At 41.2% G+C, this 24,426-nt stretch carries 21 protein-coding genes; 17 read left to right on the top strand and 4 right to left on the bottom strand.

The genetic code is table 11. The features are described from left to right. The first annotated feature begins 25 nt into the window (after positions 1-25). The 8 genes from ACFSFW_RS17020 to pyrG all read left to right on the top strand — a co-directional run bounded on the left by ACFSFW_RS17020 (position 26) and on the right by pyrG (position 11,431). A complete protein-coding gene (locus ACFSFW_RS17020; protein WP_388040022.1) occupies positions 26-1,207 on the top strand; it encodes an acetyl-CoA C-acetyltransferase in 1,182 nt (393 codons plus the stop codon). Between the two features lie 59 nt (positions 1,208-1,266). Continuing rightward, positions 1,267-2,121 carry a 3-hydroxybutyryl-CoA dehydrogenase gene (locus ACFSFW_RS17015; protein ID WP_388040020.1) on the top strand — a complete coding sequence of 285 codons (855 nt, stop codon included), beginning with the start codon at positions 1,267-1,269 and terminating at the stop codon, positions 2,119-2,121. A gap of 70 nt (positions 2,122-2,191) precedes the next feature. Then, positions 2,192-3,325 carry an acyl-CoA dehydrogenase gene (locus ACFSFW_RS17010; protein WP_388040018.1) on the top strand — a complete coding sequence of 378 codons (1,134 nt, stop codon included), beginning with the start codon at positions 2,192-2,194 and terminating at the stop codon, positions 3,323-3,325. Positions 3,326-3,413: 88 nt separating this feature from the next. Next, positions 3,414-4,553 carry an acyl-CoA dehydrogenase gene (locus tag ACFSFW_RS17005; protein ID WP_388040016.1) on the top strand — a complete coding sequence of 380 codons (1,140 nt, stop codon included), beginning with the start codon at positions 3,414-3,416 and terminating at the stop codon, positions 4,551-4,553. A gap of 78 nt (positions 4,554-4,631) precedes the next feature. Beyond that, positions 4,632-5,255: a TetR/AcrR family transcriptional regulator gene (locus ACFSFW_RS17000; protein WP_388040347.1), complete on the top strand. Its 624-nt coding sequence runs from the start codon at positions 4,632-4,634 to the stop codon at positions 5,253-5,255. Positions 5,256-5,275: 20 nt separating this feature from the next. Next, on the top strand, positions 5,276-8,536 hold the full coding sequence (gene icmF / locus ACFSFW_RS16995) for a fused isobutyryl-CoA mutase/GTPase IcmF (RefSeq protein WP_388040015.1): 3,261 nt from the start codon (positions 5,276-5,278) through the stop codon (positions 8,534-8,536). Between the two features lie 377 nt (positions 8,537-8,913). Beyond that, positions 8,914-9,486 (top strand): DNA-directed RNA polymerase subunit delta, encoded by a 573-nt coding sequence (rpoE, locus tag ACFSFW_RS16990; RefSeq protein WP_388040013.1) that lies wholly within the window; start codon positions 8,914-8,916, stop codon positions 9,484-9,486. A gap of 337 nt (positions 9,487-9,823) precedes the next feature. After that, complete coding sequence (gene pyrG / locus ACFSFW_RS16985) at positions 9,824-11,431, top strand: CTP synthase (protein WP_388040012.1); 1,608 nt, start codon at positions 9,824-9,826, stop codon at positions 11,429-11,431. A gap of 285 nt (positions 11,432-11,716) precedes the next feature. On the opposite strand, the gene ACFSFW_RS16980 is transcribed toward pyrG, so the two are convergent. After that, complete coding sequence (locus ACFSFW_RS16980; protein WP_304213827.1) at positions 11,717-12,250, bottom strand: DUF2529 domain-containing protein; 534 nt, start codon at positions 12,248-12,250, stop codon at positions 11,717-11,719. A gap of 285 nt (positions 12,251-12,535) precedes the next feature. On the opposite strand from ACFSFW_RS16980, the gene ACFSFW_RS16975 reads away from it, so the two are divergent. The 7 genes from ACFSFW_RS16975 to ACFSFW_RS16945 all read left to right on the top strand — a co-directional run bounded on the left by ACFSFW_RS16975 (position 12,536) and on the right by ACFSFW_RS16945 (position 20,262). Next, positions 12,536-12,907, top strand: coding sequence for a response regulator (locus tag ACFSFW_RS16975; protein WP_010677224.1), 372 nt, complete (start codon positions 12,536-12,538; stop codon positions 12,905-12,907). A 339-nt stretch (positions 12,908-13,246) separates the two neighbouring features. Continuing rightward, positions 13,247-14,110, top strand: a complete 864-nt coding sequence (locus ACFSFW_RS16970; protein ID WP_099354609.1) for a class II fructose-bisphosphate aldolase — start codon at positions 13,247-13,249, stop codon at positions 14,108-14,110. Between the two features lie 809 nt (positions 14,111-14,919). Continuing rightward, the gene (murA, locus tag ACFSFW_RS16965; RefSeq protein ID WP_304213831.1) at positions 14,920-16,206 is read left to right on the top strand and encodes a UDP-N-acetylglucosamine 1-carboxyvinyltransferase; all 1,287 of its coding nucleotides are present in this window, start codon (positions 14,920-14,922) and stop codon (positions 16,204-16,206) included. Between the two features lie 143 nt (positions 16,207-16,349). Further along, a complete protein-coding gene (gene glpX / locus ACFSFW_RS16960) occupies positions 16,350-17,312 on the top strand; it encodes a class II fructose-bisphosphatase (protein WP_099354607.1) in 963 nt (320 codons plus the stop codon). Between the two features lie 450 nt (positions 17,313-17,762). After that, positions 17,763-19,055, top strand: coding sequence for a transcription termination factor Rho (rho, locus tag ACFSFW_RS16955; RefSeq protein ID WP_099354606.1), 1,293 nt, complete (start codon positions 17,763-17,765; stop codon positions 19,053-19,055). Positions 19,056-19,266: 211 nt separating this feature from the next. Beyond that, complete coding sequence (gene rpmE / locus ACFSFW_RS16950) at positions 19,267-19,467, top strand: 50S ribosomal protein L31 (RefSeq protein ID WP_099354605.1); 201 nt, start codon at positions 19,267-19,269, stop codon at positions 19,465-19,467. Between the two features lie 174 nt (positions 19,468-19,641). Then, positions 19,642-20,262 carry a thymidine kinase gene (locus ACFSFW_RS16945; RefSeq protein WP_388040010.1) on the top strand — a complete coding sequence of 207 codons (621 nt, stop codon included), beginning with the start codon at positions 19,642-19,644 and terminating at the stop codon, positions 20,260-20,262. A 67-nt stretch (positions 20,263-20,329) separates the two neighbouring features. Here ACFSFW_RS16945 and ACFSFW_RS16940 read toward each other — a convergent pair whose 3' ends face one another. Beyond that, a complete protein-coding gene (locus tag ACFSFW_RS16940; RefSeq protein ID WP_388040008.1) occupies positions 20,330-20,845 on the bottom strand; it encodes a MerR family transcriptional regulator in 516 nt (171 codons plus the stop codon). A 384-nt stretch (positions 20,846-21,229) separates the two neighbouring features. Between ACFSFW_RS16940 and prfA the strand changes: the two genes are divergently transcribed. Beyond that, positions 21,230-22,306, top strand: coding sequence for a peptide chain release factor 1 (gene prfA, locus ACFSFW_RS16935; RefSeq protein WP_099360888.1), 1,077 nt, complete (start codon positions 21,230-21,232; stop codon positions 22,304-22,306). After that, entirely contained in the window at positions 22,306-23,175 is an 870-nt protein-coding gene (prmC, locus tag ACFSFW_RS16930) for a peptide chain release factor N(5)-glutamine methyltransferase (protein WP_388040006.1), read from the top strand. The genes prfA and prmC overlap by 1 nt, the downstream gene beginning before the upstream one ends. Positions 23,176-23,261: 86 nt before the next feature. On the opposite strand, the gene ACFSFW_RS16925 is transcribed toward prmC, so the two are convergent. Together ACFSFW_RS16925 and ACFSFW_RS16920 are read right to left on the bottom strand one after the other, a co-directional pair. Continuing rightward, positions 23,262-23,735 (bottom strand): hypothetical protein, encoded by a 474-nt coding sequence (locus ACFSFW_RS16925; RefSeq protein WP_388040004.1) that lies wholly within the window; start codon positions 23,733-23,735, stop codon positions 23,262-23,264. Between the two features lie 2 nt (positions 23,736-23,737). Continuing rightward, entirely contained in the window at positions 23,738-23,941 is a 204-nt protein-coding gene (locus ACFSFW_RS16920; protein WP_388040002.1) for a helix-turn-helix transcriptional regulator, read from the bottom strand. Positions 23,942-24,426 lie beyond the last annotated feature (485 nt).

Raw genomic sequence — 24,426 nt, 5'->3', positions numbered from 1 at the left:
AGGCCAAAAACAAGGAGGTTGGAGCATGGGGAAAACAGTTATTGTCAGTGGTGTTCGTACTCCTTTTGGAAAATTAGGGGGAAGTCTTAGTTCATTAACAGCGTCTGAACTTGGTGGAATCGCCATCAAGGAAGCATTAAAGCGGGCAGGAATTGAAGGTGAAAAGATTGATGAAGTGATCTTTGGAAATGTTCTACAGGGTGGCCAAGGGCAAATTCCATCCAGACAGGCTGCAAGAAACGCAGGAATTCCGTGGGAAGTAAAAACAGAAACCATCAATAAAGTGTGCGCTTCAGGACTTCGCAGTGTTACACTTGCTGATCAAATTATTCGTGCGGGTGATGAAGAGGTAATTGTTGCTGGTGGTATGGAATCGATGAGCAATGCGCCTTATTTTTTGCCTAAAGCACGCTTTGGGCTACGAATGGGAGATGCAAGCTTAAAGGACTTAATGGTTCATGATGGCTTAACCTGTAGCTTCCAGGGGGTTCATATGGGAACCTATGGCAATGAAGTGGCGTCAGAGCTTAGTATTTCCCGTGAAGAACAAGACGAGTGGGCTCTCCGCAGTCACGAGCGTGCCGTTACGGCAATTGAATCTGGTAAGCTCGCAGAGGAAATTGTTGCAGTAGAGGTAAAAGGACGTAAAGGTGCAACCACAGTTGTAGACCGTGACGAAGCTCCACGAGCAGACACAACCATTGAAAAGTTAGCAAAGCTGAAGTCTGTGTTTAGTGCAGATGGCACGATTACGGCTGGGAATGCGCCTGGCGTGAATGATGGAGCAGCTGCACTTGTTCTTATGAGTGAGGAGCGAGCAAAGCAAGAAGGAAAAGAACCTCTTGCGACGATACTAGCCCATGCTGCAATTTCTGTTGAAGCAAAGGATTTCCCGAAAACCCCGGGCCTGGTCATCAATGAATTGTTAAAGAAGACGGGCAAGTCCGTCGATGAAATCGATTTGTTTGAAATTAACGAAGCCTTTGCGGCAGTTGCTTTAACAAGTGGCAAAATTGCTAATCTTGACCCTGAGAAAGTCAATGTCAATGGTGGGGCAGTAGCACTTGGTCACCCAATCGGGGCTAGTGGGGCAAGAATTATTATTACCCTTATTCATGAATTAAAACGCCGTGGCGGTGGCATTGGCATTGCAGCAATCTGTAGTGGTGGCGGGCAAGGCGATGCAATTATGGTCGAAGTAAACTAAATCTCAAAAAAATAGACAGGTGGTGACAATTGTTTTACCACCGATAGGAGGTATGTTTGATGAAAGTTCAAAAAGTGATGGTCATAGGTGCAGGACAGATGGGATCTGGGATTGCACAGGTTTGTGCGATGGCAGGCTATGATGTGAAACTCCATGATTTAAAACAAGAATACTTAGATCGAGGGTTTGGGACGATATCGAAAAACCTTACACGCCAGGTTGATAAAGGTCGCATGAGTGAAGAAGAGAAGCAGGCGACCTTGGGAAGACTTACTCCATCTATTGATTTGCAAAATGCAAGTGATGTCGACCTTGTGATTGAGGCGGCCGTTGAAAATATGGACATCAAGACGAAACTTTTCTCACAACTAGATGAAATTGCACCTCAGAATGCTATTTTAGCAACAAATACTTCCTCTCTTCCAATTACAGAAATTGCCGCGGCCACGAAGCGCCCGGAAAAGGTAATTGGCATGCATTTTATGAATCCAGTTCCAGTAATGAAATTAGTTGAAATTATTCGTGGCTTAGCCACAGCTGATGAAGTCTATCAAGTGATTGAAGATATGACTAAAACGTTGAATAAGGTGCCAGTCGAAGTCAATGACTTCCCAGGATTTGTGTCAAACCGTATTTTAATGCCGATGATAAATGAAGCCATTTACACCCTTTATGAAGGTGTTGCTACAAAAGAAGCGATTGACGAAGTGATGAAGCTTGGCATGAATCATCCGATGGGGCCACTAACTCTCGCTGATTTTATCGGGCTTGATACATGTCTTTACATTATGGAGACCCTACATGAAGGATTTGGGGATGACAAATACAGACCATGTCCATTGCTTCGAAAATACGTGAAAGCTGGTTGGTTAGGGAAAAAATCTGGTCGAGGTTTCTACACGTACGAAGGATAGGGGTGAGCACTAAGTGACAACTCTTAAACACAACCCAACTCATCAAGATCCCATATTGGAGGGAAGCAGCATGAATTTTCATTTTACAGAAGAACAAGAAATGATGCGAAAAATGGTACGTGATTTTGCGAAAGAGGAAATCGCGCCGTTTGTGGAGCGTATGGAAAAGGGGGAATTTCCACGAGAAATTCTTTCGAAAATGGGGTCCCTTGGATTAATGGGAATTACAACACCTGAAAAATATGGCGGAGCCGGGATGGATTTTACGTCGTATATTATTGCGATCAATGAACTATCTAAGGTGAGCGCAACCATCGGGGTTATTTTATCCGTTCATACCTCAGTTGGTACGCATCCTATCCTATATTTTGGAACGGAAGAGCAAAAGCAAAAGTATATTCCAAAGCTAGCAAGTGGAGAGTACCTGGGGGCTTTTTGTCTCACAGAACCGAGCGCTGGCTCAGATGCAGCAAGTTTAAAAACAAGAGCTGTTAAAAAGGATGACCATTATGTGTTAAATGGTTCAAAGGTGTTTGTCACAAATGGTGGCGAAGCGGATGTATATATTGTATTTGCCCGAACAAACCCGAACGAAACGGGAAGCAAGGGCATTACAGCTTTTATTGTTGAAAAAGATACACCGGGCTTTGTGTTCGGAAAAGATGAGCATAAAATGGGCCTTCTCGGTTCACGTACGCTTCAAATCACGCTTGAAGATGTGAAGGTGCCAGTTGAGAATATACTAGGCGTTGAAGGTGAGGGCTTTAAAGTCGCGATGGCGAATCTAAGTATGGGTCGAATCGGCATTGCTGCTCAAGCGCTTGGGATTGCGGAGGCAGCAGTAGAGCATGCAGTGGAGTATGCGAAGAATCGTTACCAATTCGGTAAACCAATCGCCTCCTTGCAGGGAGTCGGCTTTAAGCTTGCAGATATGGCGACAAATGTTGAGGCTGCAAAACTACTAGTCTATCGCGCTGCCTTTCTACACGACCAAGGCTTACCATGTGGTAAAGAATCCTCGATGGCAAAGCTATTTGCCTCAAGAACAGCAGTGGAGGTCACAACCGAAGCCATTCAGGTTTACGGGGGCTATGGCTATACAAAAGATTATCCGGTAGAACGATTCTTCCGTGATGCCAAAATAACTGAAATATACGAAGGCACCAGCGAAATTCAAAAAATCGTCATCAGCAAACATTTATAAAAGTGGGTCAAGGGGACAGGTCCCTTGTCCCAGGAAAATAATGGTGGGACGAGGGACCTGTCCCTCTGTCCCGATGGAGGTAATGGAGATGTTTTTTAAGTTGTCTGAAGAGCATGAAATGATTCGTAAGATGGTTCGTGATTTTGCAAAGAATGAGGTTGCACCGACAGCGGCGGAGCGAGATGAAGAAGAACGCTTTGATCGTGAAATTTTCGATAAAATGGCTGAACTTGGCTTAACGGGAATTCCATGGCCAGAGGAATATGGCGGTATTGGTAGTGACTATTTAGCATATTGTATCGCGGTTGAGGAGCTTTCAAGAGTATGTGCATCAACAGGGGTAACTCTTTCCGCTCATACATCTCTTGCAGGTTGGCCGATTTACAAGTTTGGTAGTGAAGAACAGAAGCAAAAATACTTACGTCCAATGGCACAGGGAGAAAAAATTGGTGCTTATGGATTAACAGAGCCTGGCTCTGGTTCAGATGCAGGTGGAATGAGAACCACTGCTAGAGTAGAAGGCGACCATTATGTATTAAACGGGTCTAAAATCTTCATCACAAACGGTGGAATTGCAGATATTTATGTGGTGTTTGCATTAACCGACCCAACTTCAAAACATAAAGGTACAAGTGCGTTTATTATCGAAAGCGACTTCCCAGGTTTCTCTGTAGGGAAAAAGGAACAGAAGATGGGCATTCGTTCATCACCTACTACTGAAATTATGTTTGAAGAGTGCCGTGTCCCTAAGGAAAACTTACTTGGCGAAGAGGGTGAAGGCTTTAAGATTGCGATGATGACGCTTGATGGAGGACGTAACGGGATTGCAGCCCAGGCGGTCGGAATTGCGCAAGGAGCTCTGGATGCAGCTACCGAATATGCGAAAGAACGTGTCCAGTTCGGTAAACCGATTGCCGCTCAACAGGGTGTTGGCTTCAAGCTTGCCGATATGGCAACAAGTGTCGAGGCAGCCCGTCTACTAACCTATCAAGCTGCTTGGCTAGAATCAGAAGGACTTCCATATGGAAAAGAATCTGCTATGTCGAAACTTTTTGCTGGTGATACCGCGATGAAAGTAACAACAGAAGCAGTTCAAGTCTTTGGTGGTTACGGCTATACAAAGGACTATCCAGTCGAGCGCTATATGCGTGACGCAAAAATAACCCAAATCTATGAAGGCACACAAGAAATTCAACGCCTCGTCATATCTAGAATGTTAACAAAATAGTGGGTCAAGGGGACAGGTCCCTTGTCCCAGGAAAAAATGATGGGACGATGGACAGCTGTCCCAGTTGGAGGTGAAAAGATGCGGAGGAATGATGTTCCGGCTTCGGTGAAGGATGAGCGGTTGGTTAAGAAGCGACGGGATCAGATGATTAAGGGCGCGGTGACGCTTTTTAAGGAAAAAGGGTTTCATCGCTCAACAACGAGAGAGATTGCAAAAGCTGCTGGTTTTAGCATTGGCACACTTTATGAGTATATCCGTAAGAAAGAGGATGTTCTTTATTTGGTCGTGGACAGTATTTACGATCAGGTTAAGGAGCGAATGGAGGAAGCAATCAACACTAAGGAAGGTAGTATAGACAGTCTGAAGCTTGCGATTCGCAATTACTTTCTTGTGATGGATGAGATGCAGGATGAGGTTCTTGTTCTTTATCAGGAGGCGAAATCTCTTTCAAAGGATGCTCTTCCATATGTGTTGAACAAAGAAGTAGAAATGGTGGGTATGTTTGAAAAAGCAATTGAAGATTGCATCGCCAATGGGGAGCTTCAATTGCCGAAAAAACAGGTTGAACTTGTAGCTCATAATATTTTTGTTCAAGGCCAGATGTGGGGTTTTCGCCGCTGGGCGATGCGCAGGCTTTTCACACTTGAGGAATATATTGAAATGCAAACAGAGCTTTTGTTAAGCGGAATCGTTTCAAAATAGGTGAGACTGGGGGAATGGAAATGAGTACGGTAGAGGTATATCGTCCAAAGCATCATGTTCGGTTTGTGACGGCTTCAAGCTTATTTGATGGGCATGATGCCTCAATTAATATCATGCGTCGCATCCTACAGGCGAGTGGTGCAGAGGTCATCCATCTTGGACATAACCGTTCTGTGGAGGAAGTAGTGAATGCGGCCATCCAAGAGGATGCGCAAGGTATCGCGATTTCCTCGTATCAGGGTGGCCATGTGGAATATTTTAAATATATGTATGATCTTTTGAAAGAGCGGGGAGCTTCCCATATTCGCATCTATGGCGGTGGTGGTGGGGTTATCATCCCTCGTGAAATCAAGGAGCTTCATGAATACGGAATTGCTGGGATTTTTTCTCCAGATGATGGTCGCAATCTGGGTCTACAAGGAATGATCAACAAGATGCTACAAGAGTGTGATTACCCAACAAGCACGGAGCTAACAGATGAGCTTGAGCTCCTTCAAAATGGGGACTACAATACAGTCGCTAAGCTCATCACGATTGCGGAAAATCAAATTGGTACCAACAATGAAACCGCGGCAGCGACTGAAACAATCATTCAAAAAATAAAAGATCTTGAAAAAACGGTTCCAGTTGTGGGGATTACAGGTACAGGTGGAGCGGGAAAAAGCTCTCTCACGGACGAACTGATTCGCCGTTTTATCAATGAATTCGATGATAAAAAAGTTGCGATTCTATCTGTTGACCCAACGAAGCAAAAAACCGGTGGTGCTTTACTCGGGGACCGAATTCGCATGAATGCGATTTTCTCTCCAAGGGTGTATATGCGAAGCCTTGCTACGAGGGGCTCGAAATCAGAATTGTCGCTGGCGATTAAAGATGCAATTGCAGTTGTAAAAGCAGCTGGCTTTGATTTAATCATTGTTGAAACAAGCGGGATTGGGCAAGGGGATGCTGAAATTACAGAGGTCTGTGACATCTCCATGTATGTCATGACTAGTGAATTTGGTGCGCCTTCACAGCTTGAAAAAATCGACATGATTGACTATGCTGACCTAATTGTAATTAACAAATTCGAACGCAAGGGTTCAGAAGATGCGAAGCGTCAAGTACAAAAGCAGTATCAGCGTAGCCACCTTTTATTTGAAAAAGACTATGAAGACATGCCGGTATTCGGTACGATTGCAAGTCAGTTTAATGATCCAGGAACGAACGCCCTTTTTGCGAATCTAGTGGATAAAATCAATGAAAAAATGGCGACAGACTGGGAGACTTCTTTCGAAAAGACGGCAGATGTCCAAAAACAAAATGTGATTATCCCGAATGACCGCCGTTATTATCTGCGTGAGATCTCAGACACGGTTCGAAACTATCATAAAAAAGCAACCGAACAAGTTGAGATTGCAAGAAAGCTATTTCAAATTAGCGGTACAATTGAAAGTGTGAAGGAACTTGGCAACGAGGACGTCCTCAAAGCACTTGAAACACTTCACTCCCAATATGAAGCAAAGCTTTCGGATGAGTCGAAGAAAATCCTTGGAAACTGGGAATCTCTCAAGGAAACCTACAAGGGTGAGAAATTCATTACGAAAATTCGTGACAAGGAAATCGTGACGATTTTAAAAACAAAAAGTCTCTCTGGTCTATCGATTCCGAAGATTTCACTCCCAGGATTTAAAGATTTCGGGGAAATTCTCCGTTGGGTCTATAAAGAGAATGTTCCAGGTGCATTCCCTTATACAGCAGGTGTGTTTCCATTCAAACGTGAAGGGGAAGATCCGAAGCGTCAGTTTGCTGGGGAAGGGACTCCAGATCGAACGAATCGTCGTTTTCATTATTTATCGAAGGATGATGATGCAAAACGGTTAAGTACAGCATTTGACTCTGTAACCTTATATGGTGAAGACCCTGCCTATCGCCCTGATATTTATGGAAAAGTCGGGGAAAGTGGCGTCAGCGTTTGTACCCTCGATGATATGAAAAAGCTTTATAAAGGGTTTGATCTTTGTGCACCGTCTACTTCGGTTTCAATGACAATCAATGGACCAGCACCAATTATCCTTGCGATGTTCATGAATACTGCAATTCACCAACAGGTTGAAAAGCGTGAACAGGAACTAGGCCGCATCTTAACGGTGGAGGAATTCCAAGAGGTACGAGCGAAAACATTACAAACAGTTCGCGGCACCGTTCAGGCAGATATTTTAAAAGAAGATCAAGGTCAAAATACGTGTATTTTCTCAACGGAATTTGCGTTAAGGATGATGGGAGATATCCAAAAATATTTCATTGATCATAAAGTAAGAAATTATTATTCAGTATCCATTTCTGGTTATCATATTGCAGAAGCTGGTGCTAATCCGATTTCTCAACTCGCTTTTACCTTATCAAACGGGTTCACGTATGTGGAATATTACCTCAGCCGTGGAATGAATATTGATGATTTTGCACCAAACTTATCCTTCTTCTTTAGTAATGGGCTAGACCCAGAATATACGGTAATTGGCCGGGTGGCACGCCGCATTTGGGCAACGGTCATGAGAGAAAAATATGGAGCAAATGAGCGCAGTCAAAAATTAAAGTACCATGTACAAACATCTGGACGTTCCCTCCATGCACAGGAAATTGACTTTAATGACATTCGTACCACACTGCAGGCACTAATGGCTCTTCAAGATAATTGTAACTCGCTTCATACTAATGCATACGATGAGGCCATTACAACACCAACCGAGGAATCGGTTCGCCGTGCGATGGCAATTCAGATGATTATTACGAAAGAGCACGGCTTAACGAAGAATGAAAATCCGCTTCAAGGTTCTTTTATTGTTGAGGAACTCACTGATTTAGTGGAAGAAGCAGTGCTTCAGGAATTCGACCGTCTAAATGACCGTGGTGGTGTTCTTGGCGCGATGGAAACACAGTATCAGCGCGGAAAAATTCAAGATGAGTCCATGTATTATGAGATGAAAAAGCATACGGGAGAGCTTCCGATCATTGGCGTAAATACGTACTTAAATCCTAATCCGCCATCAGAGGAAGATTTAAACAATATCGAGCTCGCACGTGCAACAAAAGAAGAAAAAGAACTTCAAATTAAAAATTTAAAAGAATTCCAGGAACGAAATAGGGATAAAGTAGAAGAAGCATTAAAAAAACTAAAACAGGTTGCTGTGAACAATGGAAACATTTTTGAAGAATTGATGGAAACGGTTCAAGTCGCAAGTCTTGGCCAAATCACACAGGCGCTCTATGAAGTAGGCGGACAATACCGAAGAAATATGTAGAAAAAGATCGAGGCTGACTAATAACTTTATTCAGCGAGGCCTCGATTTTTTTAGTATGGGAAATAAATGATACGTATACAATGATTGAAGAACTTAAATATGGGCTGAATAAAGTTATAGCCTCCGGCGGATGCCTCAGATTTTTTAGAGGAAGTTTTTCGAGCAAGTCGAAAAAAATCTGGGCGCAAATACGTTAAGGCGTATTTGATTTAGTTAGTTCAGCCTTAATTTATGATATGTCTGGCATAAAGTGGTTGATTTTGTTTATAATGAATGATATGTATTTTACAGAACTCTTTTTTATTTTTTATAAGAAGAATCCTGACAACATGTTTTTACCAGAATTCCAGTTACATACATAGAAAGGGAGTGCCTTGATGAGTCTCGATCAATACTCACCAGAGCAAATAAAAGAAATGTCAATGCTTGAAGTAGCGTATGAGATTTTCCTAGGGAGAAAAGATGCGATTACATTTAACGAGCTAGTTGACGAAATAACAAAAACTTTAGAGCTTTCAGAAGAAGAGGTTCGTACAAGAATTTCTCAATTTTATACAGATCTCAATATCGATGGTCGTTTTATTACATTAGGTGATAATCGTTGGGGATTACGTACATGGTATCCATACGAGCAAATCGATGAAGAGGTTACTCATACTGAAAAGCCGAAGAAGAAGAAAAAGAGCAAGAAGAAGGATGAGGACGACGAACTCATTGGCTTCGATGATCTTGATGAAGATGATCTTGATTATGATGAAGACTTTGATGAAGAAGACGAAGATGTGGATGACGTCGAGGATGACGACGACGAAGAAGATGATGAGGACTTTGATGACATCGACGACGAAGAGGACTTCGAAGATGAAGATGAAGAGCTTATCGATGATGAAGAATATGAGTTAGACGAGGAAGAGGAAGAAGAAGAGTTTGAAGAAGAGGAAGAAGACTAATCCTCAAGTATTTAGCAAGTTAAATTAAACTCAAACTCATATTGACTTTTTAATCTTATCTCGGTAGAATACTTTTTGGGCTCTAAAAAAAGAGTATCTACGAAACCATATTAAAGTTTCGCTCCCTTACATATTGTAAGTGGAGCTTTTTTATTTTATCCCGCATTAACTAGCAGTAGGCCCTTTGGAGAGCAGCTGCCAGTTAAAGCTTCACTTTATAGAAGTGTAAGGTTCGGTGAGTTAAACAATTTACCCCCGCACCAAGAATAATTTCTTTATACATTTTGATTTTTTGAGCAAACTTTAACTAATTACATGATTGGGGGAAAAGAGAAAGATGACTAAATATATTTTCGTAACAGGTGGGGTTGTATCATCCCTAGGAAAAGGGATTGTTGCCGCATCTTTAGGCCGTTTATTGAAAAACCGAGGCATGAATGTAACGATTCAAAAATTCGATCCATACATAAATGTGGACCCAGGAACAATGAGTCCGTATCAGCATGGTGAAGTTTTCGTTACCGATGACGGCGCTGAAACAGACCTTGACTTAGGCCACTATGAACGTTTTATCGACATTAACCTAAACAAATACAGCAACGTAACTACAGGTAAAATCTATTCAACTGTACTAAAGAAAGAGCGTCGCGGTGATTATTTAGGGGCAACGGTTCAGGTTATCCCACACATCACAAACGAAATCAAAGAAAGAGTTTTCCGTTCTGGACGTGAAACAAATGCAGACGTCGTGATCACTGAAATCGGTGGTACGGTTGGAGACATCGAGTCATTACCTTTCTTAGAAGCAGTTCGTCAAATTAAAAGTGATGTTGGCGCCCGCAATGTAATGTATGTACATTGTACGCTTGTTCCTTACATTAAAGCTGCTGGAGAAATGAAGACAAAGCCAACCCAGCACAGTGTAAAAGAACTTCGTAGCCTTGGAATTCAGCCAAACATCATTGTTGTTCGTACAGAAATGCCAATTTCAGAAGATATGAAAGAGAAAATTGCGCTATTCTGTGACATTGATCCAAAAGCTGTTATTGAGAGTCGTGACGCGGAAACATTATATTCAATTCCGTTATCCCTTCAGGAGCAAGGCATTGATCAAATTGCGTGCGAGCATCTTCAACTCGATTGCCAAGAAGCAGACATGACAGATTGGATCAAGCTTGTTGAGAAAGTGACACACCTTACAAAAACAACGAATATTGCGTTGGTCGGAAAATATGTGGAGCTTCAGGATGCGTATCTTTCTGTTGCAGAAGCATTAAAGCATGCTGGCTATGCATTTGACGCTGATATCAATATCAACTGGGTAAACTCTGAAGAAGTAACAGATGAAAATGTTGCAGAATTACTTGCTGGCTCAGATGGAATTCTAGTTCCAGGTGGTTTCGGTGACCGCGGAGTGGAAGGGAAAATTGTAGCTTTAAAATATGCGAGAGAGACAAAGACACCATTACTCGGTATTTGTCTAGGCATGCAGCTAGCATCTGTAGAGTTTGCACGAAATGTACTAGGTTTAGATGGAGCACATTCTGCGGAACTTAATCCAGATACTCCTCATCCAATTATTGACCTTTTACCAGAGCAAAAGGATGTTGAGGATTTAGGTGGTACGCTTCGTCTTGGAATCTTCCCATGTAAAATTGAGGAAGGTACAAAGGCATATGAAGCATACAATGATGAAGTGGTATATGAGCGCCACCGCCACCGTTATGAATTCAATAACCATTATCGTCAAGCAATGGAAGCAGCAGGCTTTGTCTTCTCAGGGACAAGCCCAGATGGACGTCTTGTGGAAATTATTGAGTTGAAAGACCACCCTTGGTTTGTGGCTTCTCAATTCCACCCAGAATTTAAATCAAGACCAAACCGCCCACAGCCATTGTTCAGAGAATTTATTAAAGCATCATTAACTCAAGCTGAAAAAATGTAATAAAAAAAGCGAGTGTGAATTCACTCGCTTTTTTCTATGGGGTTGTGTGGTGAAAAATGGATGATGATGGACATTTTTGTCCGGAAAATGGTTGGTTATGTACTTCATTGGGCTTATGAAGAGGAAAATGAACAAGAACTTGATGCCGAAACCTCTTCATCGGGTTTATGAAGAGGAAAAAGCATAAGAATTTGAATCCGAATCCCCTTCATCGGGCTTATAAAGAACATTTCACACGAAAAAAAGCTAGGTTTGTCCTTCATCAAAATTTCACTCATTTTATCCCTATTCAAATTCCTCGACCATTTCTTTGATTGTAAATTTTAGACCGTAATAGGCATATAGAGCAGTCATCACGCTTGGGAAGCCAAAACGGGTTCCATCATCGTCGGGGATGAGTGGCTTTTGGAGCTTGCTGTCGATATGAATATCGACGCTTTTCTCAAGAGTGCGTTCAGCTTCAGTTTTTACAATTGCCGATATCGCTACGGTTTGGATTCCATTGCCGCGCAGTTCATCTGCAAGCTTAATGGCCTCTTCATCGGTAGAAAATCTTGTGATTAATAGAACAGAGTCAACATCTTCAATCTCGTTTATTTTTCCATCAGTAAATAAAGGCTTCGCAGACTTTAATGGTTCGGCCCCAGCCAGCGCCTCGGTTGCAACTGCTGCCATTTCACCAAAACCATGTACGAATACTGTACCATCACTAATGACAGACTGAGCAAGAATTCTAGCCCCATCTTCCATATTCATTTCTTCATGCTCCATAATTCTCTTAAACTGACCTTGAAGCTGTGTAGTAAAAATTTTCAACATAAATATAAAATTCCCTTCTTGTCGATATACTTATTTCCATATATTATCATAATAACGTTATACAAAAAAAATAAGAAATGATGTCGAAATATGTTGAATAAATTGTTTCGGTCTTGGAAGTAAAAGTTTTTCAAGTAAAAAGCAGGAAATTTGGTAGGTGTGATAGAATTAAAAATGAATAACGATATAATAATATTCGAAAAAACGAACGTAACTAAAAACGATCGTGGAAGACAAAGTAATTTATCCAACTATTTTTATCTATTTAAGGGGGGTTTTTCAAGTATGTCAGAAAAAATCTTAATTGTGGATGATCAATACGGAATACGGATTCTATTAAACGAAGTTTTTCAAAAAGAAGGTTATAAGACATTCCAAGCAGCTAATGGGGTACAAGCAATCGATATCGTTCAAAAGCACTCTCCAGATTTGGTCTTACTAGATATGAAAATCCCTGGTATGGATGGGATTGAAATTTTAAAAAGACTGAAAAAAATAAACCAGGATATTCGGGTAATCATTATGACAGCTTATGGTGAACTCGATATGATCCAGGAAGCGAAAGATTTGGGAGCAATTACCCACTTTGCCAAGCCGTTTGACATTGACGAGCTTCGTGAAGCAGTAAGAGCAAATATCCCATTAAAATCCGAATAAAAAACATAAAAAATACAAATTACCGGTATGAACAAAATGGAAACGCTTTACAAAAATAATGCGAAACATTCCTGTATTGCGAAATCAAAATCTTGTGATATGCTTAGTACTGTATTGTTGCTATTCCTTAACACAAAGGGCATTTTTGTGTGCTTTTTGTCTGTTGATTTCTAACACGAGCTTACATATTATGATTTTATTTCGGTCATTCTATTAGGTGATACGAATTCTATGGAATAGGTATAACAATAACCCGGTGAAACTTTGCCGTGGTTCTATCGTGTATAGGGATAATGCCTTAATTTACACAATAAAACGGTACAAAAGGAGGAAATTCACATGCCTTTGGTTTCAATGAAAGAAATGCTTGAAAAAGCAAAAGCAGAAGGGTATGCAGTAGGTCAATTTAACATTAACAACCTTGAATTTACACAAGCTATTTTACAAGCTGCTCAGGAAGAAAATTCACCAGTTATTCTAGGTGTTTCTGAAGGTGCTGGCCGATATATGGGTGGATTCAAAGTTGTAGTTGCAATGGTTAAAGCGATTATGGAAGAATCCAATATTACAGTTCCGGTTGCCATTCATCTTGACCATGGTTCTTCATTCGAGAATTGTGCGAAAGCTATTCATGCTGGATTCACATCTGTTATGATTGATGCTTCTCATCATCCATTTGAAGAGAACATTGAGATTACTTCTAAAGTAGTTGAGCTTGCACATTTCCACGGAGTTTCTGTAGAAGCTGAGCTTGGTACTGTTGGTGGACAAGAAGATGACGTAATAGCTGAAGGTGTTATCTATGCGGATGTTAATGAGTGTGTTGAGCTTGTTAACCGCACTGGTATCGATTGCTTAGCTCCAGCTTTAGGTTCTGTTCACGGTCCTTACAAAGGTGAACCAAACCTTGGTTTCAAAGAGATGGAAGAAATCGGCAATAAAACTGGTTTACCACTCGTACTTCACGGTGGAACTGGTATTCCAACAAAAGATATTCAAAAATCAATTTCTCTTGGAACAGCTAAAATCAACGTTAATACAGAAAACCAAATTGCTTCAGCTAAAGCAGTTCGTGAAACACTGGCTGCTAAGACAGAAGAGTATGATCCACGTAAATACTTAGGACCTGCTCGTGATGCAATTCGTGAAACTGTTAAAGGCAAAATGCGTGAATTTGGTTCCTCTGGAAAAGCTAACGCGTAAGTAACCTTTTGGATGTAAAAAACGTCTAATTAAATAGATTGGAGAATGGTCTCCAACCCAAAAAAAAGCCGCTTATTTCCTGTTATTGACAACATGATTTGGAGATAGCGGTTTTCTTGCGTTATAATAAGAATTGCGCAAGGAGTTTTTTGGAAAAACCTTGCCGATTTTGATTGAGTCTAGGGGTAATTACAGGTAATCAAACACAAAAAAAGTGGAAGGAGCTGATTTGTGTAACTTACCCATAAAAATTGAAACTTAGACGAACGCTATAACGTATAACTAGAAAAGCGCAAGGCGCCCGTTAATCGGCGACAAGCATAAGAAAAGCGCTGGCAGAAGGTGCATTTTACCTTCCGAAGCGATTGGCTTATGACCTCGAGCCGATGGCGCATGGAGCTAGACAAGACTTAGACCTTCAACAAGAATCACTTCAAACACACTAAATGCCACGTTAAATGATTCTCAATATGAAATAAGAAAGAACGCTGCTTTTGAAGTGCGAACTTAGACCTATTGATTTTATCTTCTCTAGGTGAATTTGCTTGTTTTAATGAAAAAGGATAAAATGATACATGATTTTCCGATTTTCATGTAAACTAAGAGTTAATACTCGTATAGTTCTGTATTCAATCTATGTAAAAATATACCAATTCGAGTGAAGTGTCGTTATGATTGTGTAACGTAAACAAGGGAAAAGAACGGCCTAAAGCTAGTTTTCTTCTGGAAAATATTCCGGACAGGTTGTATCCGTGGCAATTCGAGGATTCCCTTACAAAACCGTTATCTTCGCTAGAAGGGAGCCACATATGGAAAAACTAAAAATAGCAGGCGGTTATCCACTAAAAGGATCTGTAAAAATCAGTGGGGCAAAGAATAGTGCAGTAGCCCTCATTCCAGCAACAATCCTAGCAGAAACGCCAGTAACAATTGAGGGACTACCAGATATTTCGGACGTGCAAATTTTAGGTGATTTGCTTGAAGAAATCGGTGGTCACGTATCGATAAGTAAAGAAGAAATTTATGTTGACCCGACAAATATTGTCTCAATGCCACTACCAAATGGTAAAGTCAAAAAGCTTCGTGCCTCCTATTATTTAATGGGAGCAATGCTAGGTCGTTTTAAAAAGGCAGTTATCGGCCTACCAGGTGGATGTCACCTAGGTCCACGACCAATTGACCAGCATATTAAAGGCTTCGAAGCACTTGGGGCAAAGGTGACCAATGAACAAGGTGCAATCTACCTTCGTGCTGACGAGTTAAGAGGTGCCCGCATTTACCTTGATGTTGTGAGTGTCGGTGCAACTATTAATATCATGTTAGCAGCAGTGCGTGCTAAAGGTCGTACAGTCATTGAAAATGCGGCAAAAGAACCTGAAATTATTGATGTTGCAACATTATTAACAAGCATGGGTGCAAAAATTAAGGGAGCCGGAACAGATGTCATCCGTATTGATGGCGTAGATTCTCTACAAGGCTGCCGCCATACGATTATTCCTGACCGCATTGAAGCTGGTACATATATGATTATCGGTGCCGCAATGGGCGAAGGTGTATTAATTGATAATGTCATTCCACTTCACTTGGAATCACTGATTGCAAAATTCCGTGAGATGGGTGTAACTGTTGAAACAAGTGACGACCAAATTTGGATTGCCGGTAATAAGAACATAAAGTCTGTTGATATCAAGACACTTGTGTATCCAGGCTTTCCGACTGACCTACAGCAGCCTTTTACGTCCTTTCTAACAAAAGCAAGTGGAACAGGCGTTGTAACAGATACGATTTATGGTGCAAGATTTAAGCATATCGATGAGCTTCGTCGTATGAATGCCCAAATTAAAGTTGAGGGCCGTTCAGCAATAGTCACTGGACCTGTTCAGCTTCAAGGTGCAAAAGTCAAAGCTAGTGATTTACGTGCAGGTGCTGCACTTGTTGTTGCTGGCTTAATGGCAGAAGGTGTAACTGAAATTACTGGCCTTGAGCATATCGACCGTGGCTATAGTCATTTAGAAGAAAAACTAACAGGCTTAGGCGCTACTATTTGGAGAGAAAGCCTAACAGAAGAAGAAATTGAACAACTCCAAAATTCGTAATTGGATAGAAAATTCAAACTCCCACTACAAAAAGTGGGAGTTTTCATGTATCCTTATAAAGAAAAGTAGAGAGAAGACGTTTTTTGTTATGTAAAGGTTATGTGAAAAAATAGAATCAAATTATTACTTAGGGGGAAGAGAGTGTGGAAAGAAGCTTATCGATGGAGCTTGTACGTGTAACAGAGGCAGCGGCATTAGCATCAGCTCGTTGGATGGGACGCGGTAAAAAGGATGAAGCAGATGGAGCAGCAACTTCTGCGATGCGAGATGTATTTGACACGATCCCAATGAAGGGACAAGTTGTTATTGGAGAAGGAGAAATGGACGAGGCTCCAATGCTATATATTGGCGAAAAGCTTGGAAACGGCTATGGTCCAAGAGTTGACGTAGCAGTGGACCCAGTTGAAGGAACCAATATCGTAGCTTCAGGAGGATGGAACGCACTTTCTGTTCTAGCAGTTGCAGACCATGGCAACTTACTTCATGCCCCAGATATGTATATGGAAAAAATCGCAGTCGGCCCTGAAGCGGTTGGATTAATCGATATTAACGCACCGATAATCGATAACCTTAAAGCAGTGGCAAGAGCGAAAAATAAGGACATTGAAGATGTCGTAGCAACGGTTTTAAACCGTCCAAGACATGAGCACATCATTTCACAGCTTCGTGAAGCAGGGGCTCGAATCAAGTTAATCGATGATGGTGACGTTGCGGGTGCCATCAATACAGCATTTGACCATACGGGTGTAGACATTTTATTCGGTTCAGGCGGTGCCCCTGAAGGTGTTCTTTCAGCAGTTGCATTGAAATGTCTAGGTGGCGAAATTCAAGGTAAGCTTCTACCTCAAAACGATGAAGAGATTGCTCGTTGCATCAAAATGGGACTGGATGTTTCAAAAATTCTTAAAATGGAAGATTTAGTTAGTGGAGATGACGCGATTTTTGCAGCAACAGGTGTCACAGATGGTGAGCTATTACGTGGCGTGCAGTTTAAGGGATCAATCGGAACCACTCATTCACTTGTTATGCGTGCGAAATCAGGAACTGTTAGATTCATAGATGGTAGACACAGCTTAAAGAAAAAGCCCAATCTAGTAATGAAATAAAGTAGAGGCGAGTCTTTAGTACTCGCTTCTCTTGTTTGATTTAACCCATACGTGTATTATCTAAACAGCTTTTTGACACCGAAACTTCATAACTCTATCAAAATAATGGTATTGATTAAAAATACAAGAATAGGGTAAAATAAAGAAGACTATTTAAACTTCAATTAATTCATGTATAGGGATTCCAATTACCTAAACATAAATGAGTACCGCGGTAAAACTTCTATGCAATCCTCATAATGCTTCTTTATCATTTCATCCATACCGTTACATATAAAATGTTTCATCTATCTCTTGTTTTCCTAAGAGAAAAGTGCGAAAACGCTTTTATATAATGGACGAATGAACCAATCATCAAATGCGCTTTGGCGGGCGTCATAACCAAATCAATTGGAGAGCATTTACGAGTAAGTAGAAATAATTTTAAACTAGAAAAAGAGTGGTGTACGAATGAGTATTACAATTTCAAGCCTAGAAAACATGAAGCTAAAAGAATTATACGAATTAGCACGTGAATTTAAGGTTTCTTATTATAGCAAGTTAACGAAGAAAGAATTGATTTTTGCAATCTTAAAAGCACGGGCAGAGCAGGATGGCCTTTTATTTATGGAGGGTGTTCTAGAAATTATCCAATCAGAAGGATTCGGATTCCTTCGCCCAATCAACTATTCTCCATCGTCTGAGGATATCTATATTTCTGCATCTCAAATCCGTCGTTTTGATTTGAGAAACGGGGATAAGGTATCAGGTAAAGTTCGTCCTCCGAAGGAAAATGAACGTTATTATGGACTGCTTCACGTGGAGGCTGTTAACGGTGATGATCCAGAATCAGCAAAAGAACGTGTTCACTTCCCAGGTTTAACACCTCTATATCCTGATCGTCAAGTTATCTTAGAAACAAAACCAAATCATATTTCAACTCGAATTATGGACATTTTAGCACCGGTTGGTTTCGGACAGCGTGGATTAATTGTGGCGCCTCCAAAGGCTGGTAAAACAATGCTTATTAAGGAAATTGCAAACAGCATTACAACGAACCATCCAGAGGCTGAGTTGATCGTATTACTAATCGACGAGCGCCCAGAAGAAGTTACAGACATCGAACGCTCAGTAGCAGGGGATGTTGTAAGTTCTACTTTTGATGAGGTTCCGGAAAACCATATTAAGGTTGCTGAACTTGTATTAGAAAGGGCAATGCGTCTTGTTGAGCACAAACGTGATGTTATTATCTTAATGGATAGTATCACTCGTCTAGCAAGAGCATATAACCTTGTCATCCCGCCAAGTGGACGTACATTATCTGGGGGTATTGATCCTGCTGCATTCCACCGTCCAAAGCGTTTCTTTGGGGCAGCGAGAAATATTGAAGAGGGCGGAAGCTTAACAATCTTAGCGACTGCACTTGTTGACACAGGATCACGTATGGATGACGTTATCTATGAGGAATTCAAGGGTACTGGTAACATGGAGCTTCACCTTGATCGTTCACTTGCAGAAAGACGTATTTTCCCTGCAATCGATATTCGTCGTTCTGGTACAAGAAAAGAAGAACTTCTTATCGAAAAAGACAAGCTGGATAAAATTTGGGCAATCCGAAAAGCAATGTCAGATTCTCCAGACTTTGCCGAGAAATTTTTACGTCGACTTAAGCAAACTAAGACAAATGCAGAGTTCTTTGAAATGCTTGAGGCAGAAAAGAAAGCGGCAGCTGCTAGAAGAAGCGGCAATCGTTCTGATTCGTAAGGTAAATAGGCTGAAGCATGTGACTGCTTCAAATCTGTGTTGGAAAAAATATTGCAAATTAGCGATTTTTAACAGCAGGATTAAGTTGCAATTCATAGCTTCACTTGTTATAATTTCAACATGTGCGTTTTAGGTATACAAAATACATGTGATTTTGCTAAAACGTAACTCTGTTTCGAACAATGATTCAGGGCGGAAGGAGATGAGACGAATGAAATCAGGAATTCATCCAAACTACAAAAAAGTTATGGTGAAATGTGCTTGTGGAAACGAATTTGAAACTGGTTCTGTAAAAGAAGGGATCCGCGTTGAGGTATGCTCAGAGTGTCACCCATTCTATACAGGCCGTCAGAAGTTCGCTGATGCAGGTGGACGTGTAGATAAATTCAACAAAAAATACGGTATTAAATAATATCGGTTTGAAAGCCAAAAACAGGCAAGTTTTTTCTTCTTGCCTGTTTTTTTTGCTACTAAACCTATTTTTTTCTCGCAATCATAGATACTTACCTCTTAAAAAAATCCTCAAAACCCATAGTCAATTAGTTGGCTCGGTAGAAACAACCCGAGGAAAGGAGACTTTCGTTTCATGTATATTATGAAGCAAAGTGGCTGGCTTGAAGTAATTTGTGGAAGCATGTTTTCAGGAAAATCCGAAGAACTGATTCGACGTGTACGTCGTACTGAATTCGCAAGACAATCCGTTCAGGTGTTTAAGCCTCAAATAGATAATCGATATAGTGAAAATTCCGTTGTGTCACATAATGGTTCATCATTTATAGCAAAACCCGTTGCAACCTCAGCTGATCTTTTAAAAGAGGTCTCTGCTGAAACAGATGTAGTTGCAATTGATGAAGTTCAATTTTTTGATGATGAGATTGTTGAAGTGGTTCAAACACTAGCAAATCGTGGTCATCGTGTAATCGTTGCTGGCTTGGATCAAGATTTCCGAGGAGAGCCGTTTGGACAAGTCCCTGAGCTACTCTCGCTAGCTGAGCTTGTTACTAAATTACAGGCGGTCTGTTCAGTCTGTGGTTCACCATCAAGCAGGACACAACGTTTAATTAATGGACAACCTGCATCCTATGATGATCCAATTATTTTAGTAGGTGCTTCAGAGTCATATGAGCCTCGTTGCCGTCACCATCATGAAGTGCCAGGAAAACCATTATTACAATCTGCTGTTCAAAAGGATACAATGAATATATAAGGCGCTCCTAATTGGGGTGCTTTTTCTTTTCAGACATAAAAAAAGACCAGGCTTGATTGTCCTGGTCTTAAAAGAGGAATCCGAGAACTCTTTTACGTTTTCTTGAACCTTCTACTTTTTCGAGTGTGATAGCGGTTTGTTTTTGTAGCTCTTCCTTTTCTCTTTCAAGCTGTTCGATATAGTCCTCCATCTTTTGCATCCTCTTCTGTAGTTCATCAATTTCCTTGCGATGTTGAAGAAGCTGATAGGAAACAACGTCACTCGCTTTTTCTTGAATTTGTCTTTCGTTTTCTTTAATCCGATCCATGATTGCGTTTAGCTTTTCTGAGAGTGTTTTATCTGATGCTTGAACCATTTTCCGAGCGGTCCCCTTCCTAGGCACTGGTGTCGATAATTCGATTTTATCAGAAGGGACTCCGGATTTCACTTGATTCCGTATTCCTTCGAATAAGGGAAAATCCGTTTCCTCAAATACATAGTGTCCGTATTCGTTTTTGGAACACTGAAGATGAAAGATTTTGATCCACTTGCGAACCGTTTTTGTTGATACCCCCAATTTTTTTGCAAACTGCGCAGTATTCACACCCAACCAATCCCCCTCTTTTTATCTTGAATGACTTTTTTCCGATTCTTTATCTACTACTACGATTCTCCTTTTATCGATAAAATCCTTCCGTCTAGACAAAACTAGAACCTTTTCGCCAAAGAAAGAACCAATCCAACATAATATCTGTAATTCGACAGCGAAATTTGGGAGAGAATAGTTATAAGGTTATTGTCTAGCTCCAGCGCCTAGCCCCTCGAGGTCATAAGCCAATCCGTCAAGAAGGATAAAAGGCATCCTTCTCGCCAGCTTTTCTTATGCTTGTCAGGGCTGAGCAAGGCGCCTGCGCTTTTCGTTTGTAATTTGCTTTGACGATGTGGGTACCCTATACTATAATTATACTGTTATGGACTAAATTTTGAGGTGAAGAACGTGTTCGATCGTTTAGCGGCTGTTGAAGCCCGATATGAAAAACTAAATGAACTATTGAGTGACCCGGATATCGTAAGTGATACAAACAAACTACGTGAATATTCAAAAGAACAATCTGATATACAAGAAACGGTAGAGAAGTATAGAGAGTACAAAGAGGTTAAGGAACAGTTAACCGATGCAAAAGCAATGCTTGAAGAGAAGCTTGATGCAGAGATGCGTGAGATGGTGAAGGAAGAAATCAACGAACTCGAGGACCAGATGGAAGACCTTGAAGAGCGCCTGCACGTGTTACTATTGCCGAAGGATCCAAACGATGACAAAAACGTTATCATGGAAATCCGTGGTGCTGCAGGTGGAGACGAGGCTGCGCTATTTGCTGGTGACCTTTACCGCATGTACAGCCGCTTTGCTGAGCACCAAGGCTGGAAGACTGAAGTTATGGATACAAACTCAACTGGTGTTGGCGGATATAAAGAGATTATCTTTATGATTAGCGGAAAAGGTGCTTATTCAAAACTGAAATTTGAAAATGGAGCACACCGTGTGCAACGTGTACCTGAAACGGAATCAGGTGGACGTATCCATACATCAACTGCAACTGTTGCGGTATTACCTGAAGCAGAAGAGGTTGAAGTCGAAATTCATGAAAAGGATATTCGTGTCGATACGTTTGCATCCAGTGGACCTGGAGGACAAAGTGTTAACACCACAATGTCAGCGGTTCGTTTAACGCATTTGCCAACTGGAACTGTAGTTTCCTGTCAGGATGAGAAATCGCAAATCAAAAACAAGGAAAAAGCAATGAAAGTATTGCGTGCCCGTGTTTATGATAAATTCCAAAGGGAAGTACAAGCGGAATATGACCAAAACCGTAAACAAGCCGTAGGTACAGGTGACCGTTCAGAGCGTATCCGTACGTACAATTTCCCACAAAACCGTGTAACTGACCACCGTATTGGGTTAACGATTCAAAAGCTTGATCAAATCCTAACAGGGAAACTTGATGAAGTCATTGATGCACTCATCATGGAAGACCAAGCAAGAAAAATGGAGCAAGCCGAATAATGGCAGAATTTCATAAAATATTCGAAGCCCTCAAATGGGCTTCTTCTTTTTTACGGGAACATGGTCGGGAAGAAAATATAGGGGAAATGCTGTTATATCATTATCTAGAATTAAGTCGGGCTCAACTTCTTGCAGAAGTTAGAGAAGAGCTTCCTCCAGATGTGAAGGAGAAGTTTGTAGCGGCTATTGAAAAAGTTGTGAGTGGAGTTCCAGTCCAACACATCATGGGCTATGAGGAGTTTTACGGGCGTAATTTTTTAGTGAATGAGGAAGTCTTAATTCCGAGGCCTGAGACGGAAGAATTGGTTCAAGGGTTACTTGCAAGGATCGGACGGTTGTATCCTGCAACAGACGTGATTAAGGTCGTGGATGTTGGGACGGGGAGTGGAGCGATATCGATTACGCTTGCTCGTGAAAACCAGGAATTAGATGTAATGACAGTGGATATTGCGAAGGCCTCTATTGATGTAGCGCAAGAAAATGCAACTCGGTTAGGCGCGAAGGTAAGGTTTATTGAAGGTGACTTATTGGAACCGTTAATAGAAGAAGGACAAAAGGTCGATGTGGTTGTATCCAATCCACCGTATATTCCAGAAGATGATATCGCGACGTTGTCAACGGTTGTGAAGGATCATGAACCTCTCCGGGCTTTAGTGGGTGGCCAGGATGGATTGGATTTCTATCGTCGATTTATGAAGGAGATTCCTCTCGTTTTAAAAGAAAGAGGGATAGTGGCCTTTGAAGTAGGCGTTGGTCAAGGCGAAGACGTTGCGCAAATGCTACGTGATACTTTTCCTGGAGCAACAGTAGAAGTTGTTAATGACATTAATGGGAAAGACCGAATGGTTTTTGCTGAAATAGGGTTTTAAAAAGGCTTGGCGAAGGTGCCAAGCCTTTTTTCTGTGGTATAGTCTGGATTGCGTGATATGCTTCAATAATTGCGCGTTACGGCCATTTAGTAGTTCTTCTTCCAAGAAATAAAATAAGCAATGATCTGTATCAAAGGATACAGCAAAAATAAGATTATTGGATAGTAGGGTACAGTTTCTGAGATGAATGGATAGAGTAAAAATAGGGTGCTGATGATTGGGAATGTGTACCACATACTGATATAAGAAGAGCGACATGCTTTTCCGGTGAGTTCCTTTTCGCGTTCGTCCCCTTCTTCAAATTCGGTCGGCAACAAAAATACACGTTTCCATGACTTTCGCTTGCGTTTTAATTTTGGTAAGGTGATAGCCGCAAAAATAGTCCCAATTAAAATGGTGGCAAAAATGGGTATCATGTTAATTTCAATAGACCAAGGTGGATCAGGGTTGTTTTTTACGATATCGGCAAAATCAATTTGAGTAAAGTACAAAGATGATAATCCCCATCCAAATAGTGCCAGTGAAACAATCGAGAACACAACATTACGAACAATACTCATCTTCACTCATCCTCCAAATAAAAAATTTTTTCGATTGGCAATTCAAACGTTCGTGCAATATTCATTGCGAGCAATAGTGATGGTACATAGCTACCTTTTTCCAATGCCACAATCGTTTGCCGCGTCACGTTCACTTTTTCAGCAAGAGCACCCTGTGTAAGACTGTGCTTTGCCCGGAGCTCCTTCACACGGTTTTTAATTTCCATTGGCAATATCCTCCAAATGTTTCTGCCTTTATTGTATGGTAAACTATACATTTTGTAAAGTCAACTTTACATTTATTTTTATAAATGATTTAAAAACCTAATCCTGGTCGCTCGGTCCAAATCATTTTTCTTTTTGGACACACTGCCGGTAATTCCTGCCTCGTACTGTCGGAATCAGCCACGTATTCGGACTGACTGCTCGCATAATCCTGCTTGTGCTGTCGGAATCAGGAGTGTATTCGGACTCGCCGCTCGTGAATCTTGCTCGTGCTGTCGGAATCAGGGGTGTATTCGGACTCGCTGATTGCAAATTCTGCTCGTGCTGTCGGAATCAGGGGTGTATTCGGACTCACTGCTCGCATAATCCTGCTCGTGCTGTCGGAATCAGGTATGTATTCTGACTCGCCGATCGCAATTCCTAACTTGTACTGTCGGAATCAGCCTTGTATTCAGACACACAGCGGGCTTTAATGGCTCGGCTTGTC

The sequence above is a fragment of the Ferdinandcohnia salidurans genome, assembly GCF_042680725.1.
Taxonomy (GTDB): Bacteria; Bacillota; Bacilli; order Bacillales; family Bacillaceae_L; genus Ferdinandcohnia; species Ferdinandcohnia salidurans.
The sequence above is the reverse complement of the archived record's forward strand: the minus strand, read 5'-3'. Positions and strand labels throughout refer to the sequence as shown.